Below are 4863 nucleotides of genomic sequence, written 5' to 3' on the forward strand. Positions count from 1 at the left end.
TAAGGATGTTTAAACGGAGCGCGCCGCGCTCAGGCCCGATCGAAATCGGTGGCGATCGTGATGTCGCGCCAGGCGTCGATGTCGCGACGGAAGGCCGCAAGCTTCCGCTCGGCGATCGCGTGCGCGGCCGGGCCGAGCGGCAGATGCAGCGGAGCGTCCTCGGCATCCACCGCCCGCAGGATCACTGCGACCGCTTTCTCGGGATCGCCCGCCTGATTGCCGTCGTTGGTGTCGCGATAATGCTTGCGTGAGGCCGCAGCATATTCGGGCATCTCGTTGGCTGCCATGACGATCGAACGGCCCAGGAAGTCGGTTCGGAACGGGCCGGGTTCGACGATCAGCACGCGGATGCCGAACGGCTTCAGCTCGCCGGCGAGTGCTTCGGAGATCCCTTCCACCGCGAATTTGGCGGCATGGTAATAGCCTCCGCCGCCACGGCCCTCGATGCCCGCGCCGGACGACATGTTGACGATCGTTCCTCCGGCGCGCCGCAGGACCGGCAGTGCGGCTCTGGTGGTCTCGATCAGTCCGAAGACGTTCGCCTCGAACATTGGCCGATATTCCTCCCGCGTGGCTTCCTCGATTGCGCCGAACAGCGCGTAGCCGGCATTGTTGACGAGCACGTCGAACCCGCCAAAGCTCTCGACCGCTTGCGCGACCACCGTCTTGGCCGCAGCGGCATCGGTCACGTCGAGCGGCAAGGCAAGCATCCGGCCGCCGAACGGCTCGGCCATGGCCGCGATCGCCTCGACGTTGCGCGCCGTGGCGACGACCCGGTCGCCGCGCCGTGCCGCCGCAAGCGCGAGCCGCTGGCCGAAGCCGCTCGAGCAGCCGGTAATGAGCCAGGTTTTCATATGTCTTCTCCGGACCGTTCTCAGGCGATGCGCTGCCGTCGTGGCGGTCGCGCCTCGATCAGGCGGCAAAGCCGCCGTCGATCGTGTGCATGGCGCCCGTGATTCCGCGTGCCTGCGTCCCGGCGAGATAGAGCGTGAGGCTCGCGACCTCGTCGGCGGTGCCGTAGCGCTTGATCGCCATCGGCCCGAGCATCCCCGCCGCGCGCGGGCCATTGGCCGGGTTCATGTCGGTATCGGTCGGACCGGGCTGGATCACGTTCACCGTGATGTCGCGTGGACCCAGGTCGCGTGCCAGCCCGCGCGCCATCCCCTGCATCGCCGCCTTGGTCAGGACGTAGGCCGCAAGGCCGGGGAACGGCATGCTGTCGGCCGTGTCGGACCCGACGACGATGATGCGCCCGCCATCGGGCATCAGGCGCGCTGCCTCGACGCTGCCGAAATAGGCACCCCGGACGTTGACATCGATCATCCGGTCGACCGCGTCGGCATCGAGCGTCAGGGGATCGCCGAAGATCAGAAGGCCGGCATTGTAGACGAAGATGTCGATCGCGCCGGCGTCACGGACCGCCGCGATCAGCTCGTCCCGCACCCCAGCATCCGCCCGTAGCGCCCGCGCGCCGGTTTCGGCGGCGAGCTGGTCGGCCGCGCCAGCCGACGCGGCATAGGTAAAAATGACCGATGCACCGGCGGCGGCGAAACGCCGCACGATCGCGGCCCCGATGCCGCGGCTGCCGCCGACGACGAATACCTTGCGATCAGAAAATGTCATCGTGCTTGTCCCTCCAACTGGAGAAGGAAGTCCGTTGGCGAGTGCCCGTTCAAGGGGTGCCTAAGCGACTCCCGGTATGTGGTCAGAGCGGCGTGCCCACGGCCCGGGACACGGTCGCGTCGATAAATCGGAGAACATCGGCCATCACCGCCTCTGTCTCCGCCGATGCGAGCGCGGCGAGCAGCGCGTTCCTGTCGCGAAAACGGTAGATGCCGACGGACCTCCGCGGCGCTGACGTCATGTGGAAAGGGGCGGCGGCGCTCTCCAGCCCGTGCCGCTGCCAGTGGGCGAGCGCCGAGGGCAGATGGACGTCGACGTAATGGTCGCGATCGAAATAGGTGCCGCCGCGGCAGGACGATCAATGTTGCATGTGCCATCGGCGAGCATCTGGGCCGATCAACAATGATCGTAAACTTACGGGATTGAACTCTCTCCGTTCAATATTGTTGGTTGAAGCAAGGCCGGCCCGACCCGATCGGCCCGTAGCGTCGATCAAAATGCCATGGGAGTGACGGCGATCTGCCGAGCTAGTTGCATGGGCTAGCTTGCCTGCTACCGAATTGAACGGCGTCAGTATGCTTTGACCACGACATCGCGTCGACGGTCGCCGTCGTGAGAAATAGGGGATACGAAGCGCCTGGGCGCAAGGACCCAAATCGAAGGGCGTACGCCGTTCCATTTGCCAGCGCGCTCGAACCGGAGGGTAATGGCGCAAAACCGCGATCTGCATGCTGCCGCTGAAGGTCCGGCCGCCGTCGACAAAGACCACATGAACTCGATTGCTCGGCGCGAGGACGAAGGAGTTTCGCAGCTAGGCTGGGTGGTCCTTCCCGGCAGCTTAAGCCCTCCGGCAAAGGAAGAAATGGCGCGCCCGGAACGATTCGAACGTCCGACCCTCAGATTCGTAGTCTGATGCTCTATCCAGCTGAGCTACGGGCGCGCACTGCTCGGTGGCAGGTGGGCGCAACTAGCGGCTCGAATTGGATTGCGCAAGCGTTGTGGAAACAGATTTCGCGGCTTAGGGGCCGGGAATGCGCTTCGGGTTATGGTTCCTGCTTGGTCCAGCGGTTGCGGCCTGCCTGGGGGCATGCCGTGGCGATATCGCGGCACCCTCGCTCGCCCCCCGGCCCGTGGAGCGGATGCCGATCCTGGAGCCTGCTCCCGCTTCGGAGCCGGCGTCCGAGGCGAACCCCGCGCTCGCCGCGCGGTTGACCGCCATCGAAGCGCGCGCCGCTGCCGCAAGGGCGGACTTCGAACGCGCCCGCTCCGCCGCCGCCATTTCGGTCGCCCGGGCCGCTGGGGCCGGCGAGGGCGACGAGGCATGGATCGACGCGCAGCAGACGTTGAGCGCGCTGGAAGCTGCGCGGGCGCCGCTCCAGGCACAGGCTGCAGCGCTGGACGACCTGCGCAACGACCCCGCCAATGCCGGGCCGGCTGATCGCGAGGCGATCGAGCGAGCCTCCGCCCGCATCGAAGCGATCGCCTCCGAACAGGCGAAAACGCTCGGCGAGTTGAACGCCCGGCTCCACTGAGTCGTCGGGCGGCTCCGTTTATCTGGCGAGGAGTCGCGCGGCATGCGCCGCGTGATAGGTCAGCACACCCGAACAGCCTGCCCGCCGGAATGCGAGGAGCGTTTCCAGCACGAGCGCGTCGCGGTCGCCCGCGCCGGCCGCGACCGCGGCCTCGATCATCGCATACTCGCCCGACACCTGATAGGCGAAGACGGGCACTTCGAACCGTTCCTTCACCCGGCGGACGATGTCGAGATAGGGCAGGCCCGGCTTGACCATCACGCTGTCCGCGCCCTCGGCCAGATCAAGCGCGACCTCGCGCAACGCCTCCTCGGCATTGGCGGGATCCATCTGGTAGCCGCGCTTGTCGCCCTTCAGCAGCCCACCCGAGCCCACCGCATCGCGGAAAGGGCCGTAGAAGGCCGAAGCATATTTGGCGGCGTAGGCCATGATCTGGACGTCGTGAAAGCCCTCGCGCTCCAGCGCGTAGCGGATCGCGCCGACGCGGCCGTCCATCATGTCGGAGGGCGCGATCACGTTCGCGCCGGCCCGCGCCAGCACCAGCGCCAGCTCGACCAGCACCGCCATCGTCGCGTCGTTGAGCACGCGTCCGCGATCGTCGATCAGCCCGTCATGGCCATGCTCGGTATAGGGGTCGAGCGCGACATCGGTGAGGACCCCGATATCGGGTACCGCGTCGTGGATCGCGCGCGTCGCCCGGCACATCAGATTGTCCGGGTTGAGCGCTTCCTCGCCGCCGGCACTGCGCAGCGCCCGGGGCGTGTTGGGAAATAGGGCTACGCACGGAATGCCCAGCGCCTGCGCCTCGCGAGCGCGGGCGACGATGCCATCGACCGACCAGCGCGACACGCCGGGCAGCGTCGCCACCGGCTCCTCGATCCCGTCGCCCTCGGTCACGAACAGCGGCCAGATGAGGTTGGCGGGCGATAGCGTAGTTTCGGCGACCATGGCGCGGCTCCACGCGGCGCTGCGGGTTCGACGGAGGCGAAGGGCGGGATAGGCGGCTGACATGGGCCGGCTTTAGAACCGATCGCGCGCCAGGAGAATGGTTGCCGCGACGCGAAATCGAAACGCGGCGGACCGATGGCGGACGATCTTGATTGCGCTGCAGCATTAAAGCATCGGTAAGGGGGGTGGCGTAACGTCGATCCCGTTCATTCAGCGATCCGGGGGGATCAATGTTCGAAGTTGCCGCGCTCACTTACGGCGTGCTGGCCAGTTTCATCATGGCCAGCGCCGGTCGCAACCGCCGCGAGAAGCGGCGCAATCCACCGCTCCTGACGCTGCTGGGCCTGACGCTGATGGCGCTTTCCGCGACGATGGCGGTCCTGCTGCTGGGTTATGCGGCGTGGAATACGTTCGGTCCGGCGGCGCTTTCCATCTGATTGTTTGAAACGACTGTGCCGGCCGCGCATTGAGGGGGGCGTGGACACGCTTCCCCGCTCGGCCGCGCTGGTGGTCAACACCAAGTCCCGCAGGGGGCAGGACGCGTTTCGCGATGCCTGCCGCCTGTTGCGGGAGGCTGGCGTCGAACTGATCTCCGCGCACCCGGTGCCCAAACCGGATCAGTTGGTGAAGACGGTATGCGAGGTGGTGCGCGACGGCGCGCCGATGGTCATCATCGGCGGCGGCGACGGATCGCTCTCCTCCTCGGTCGATCATCTCGTCGGGACCGATGCGGTCTTTGCCGTGCTGCCGCTGGGCACCG

General features: G+C 67.0%; 6 protein-coding genes and 1 tRNA gene. 3 read left to right on the forward strand and 4 right to left on the reverse strand.

The window, feature by feature from the left end; all coding sequences use genetic code 11:
- Nucleotides 1-29: 29 nt before the first annotated feature.
- The 3 genes from ACOJSF_RS11255 to ACOJSF_RS11265 form a co-directional block, all read right to left on the reverse strand.
- Nucleotides 30-854 (reverse strand): oxidoreductase, encoded by an 825-nt coding sequence (locus ACOJSF_RS11255; protein WP_420142292.1) that lies wholly within the window; start codon nucleotides 852-854, stop codon nucleotides 30-32.
- Between the two features lie 58 nt (nucleotides 855-912).
- The gene (bdcA, locus tag ACOJSF_RS11260; protein ID WP_420142293.1) at nucleotides 913-1623 is read right to left on the reverse strand and encodes an SDR family oxidoreductase; all 711 of its coding nucleotides are present in this window, start codon (nucleotides 1621-1623) and stop codon (nucleotides 913-915) included.
- Nucleotides 1624-2486: 863 nt separating this feature from the next.
- Nucleotides 2487-2563 (reverse strand) — tRNA-Arg (locus tag ACOJSF_RS11265).
- A gap of 199 nt (nucleotides 2564-2762) precedes the next feature.
- On the opposite strand from ACOJSF_RS11265, the gene ACOJSF_RS11270 reads away from it, so the two are divergent.
- Nucleotides 2763-3155 carry a hypothetical protein gene (locus ACOJSF_RS11270; protein ID WP_420142294.1) on the forward strand — a complete coding sequence of 131 codons (393 nt, stop codon included), beginning with the start codon at nucleotides 2763-2765 and terminating at the stop codon, nucleotides 3153-3155.
- A gap of 18 nt (nucleotides 3156-3173) precedes the next feature.
- Here the strand turns inward: ACOJSF_RS11270 and hemB are convergent, their stop codons facing one another.
- Nucleotides 3174-4166: a porphobilinogen synthase gene (hemB, locus tag ACOJSF_RS11275; RefSeq protein WP_420142295.1), complete on the reverse strand. Its 993-nt coding sequence runs from the start codon at nucleotides 4164-4166 to the stop codon at nucleotides 3174-3176.
- 167 nt (nucleotides 4167-4333) lie between these two features.
- On the opposite strand from hemB, the gene ACOJSF_RS11280 reads away from it, so the two are divergent.
- Together ACOJSF_RS11280 and ACOJSF_RS11285 are read left to right on the forward strand one after the other, a co-directional pair.
- On the forward strand, nucleotides 4334-4540 hold the full coding sequence (locus ACOJSF_RS11280; protein WP_420142296.1) for a hypothetical protein: 207 nt from the start codon (nucleotides 4334-4336) through the stop codon (nucleotides 4538-4540).
- 40 nt (nucleotides 4541-4580) lie between these two features.
- The coding region (locus ACOJSF_RS11285) for a diacylglycerol kinase family protein (protein ID WP_420142297.1) at nucleotides 4581-4863 on the forward strand (283 nt) is incomplete at its 3' end.

Origin of the sequence: Sphingomonas sp., assembly GCF_048594985.1 — a bacterium.
GTDB lineage: Bacteria > Pseudomonadota > Alphaproteobacteria > Sphingomonadales > Sphingomonadaceae > Sphingomonas_I.

Bases quoted from the DNA above. Each gene is read 5' to 3' on its own strand.
- ACOJSF_RS11270 (WP_420142294.1), top strand. From the start codon at position 2,763: ATGCCGATCCTGGAGCCTGCTCCCGCTTCGGAGCCGGCGTCCGAGGCG.
- ACOJSF_RS11280 (WP_420142296.1), top strand. From the start codon at position 4,334: ATGTTCGAAGTTGCCGCGCTCACTTACGGCGTGCTGGCCAGTTTCATC.
- bdcA (WP_420142293.1), bottom strand. From the start codon at position 1,623: ATGACATTTTCTGATCGCAAGGTATTCGTCGTCGGCGGCAGCCGCGGC.
- hemB (WP_420142295.1), bottom strand. From the start codon at position 4,166: ATGTCAGCCGCCTATCCCGCCCTTCGCCTCCGTCGAACCCGCAGCGCC.
- ACOJSF_RS11255 (WP_420142292.1), bottom strand. From the start codon at position 854: ATGAAAACCTGGCTCATTACCGGCTGCTCGAGCGGCTTCGGCCAGCGG.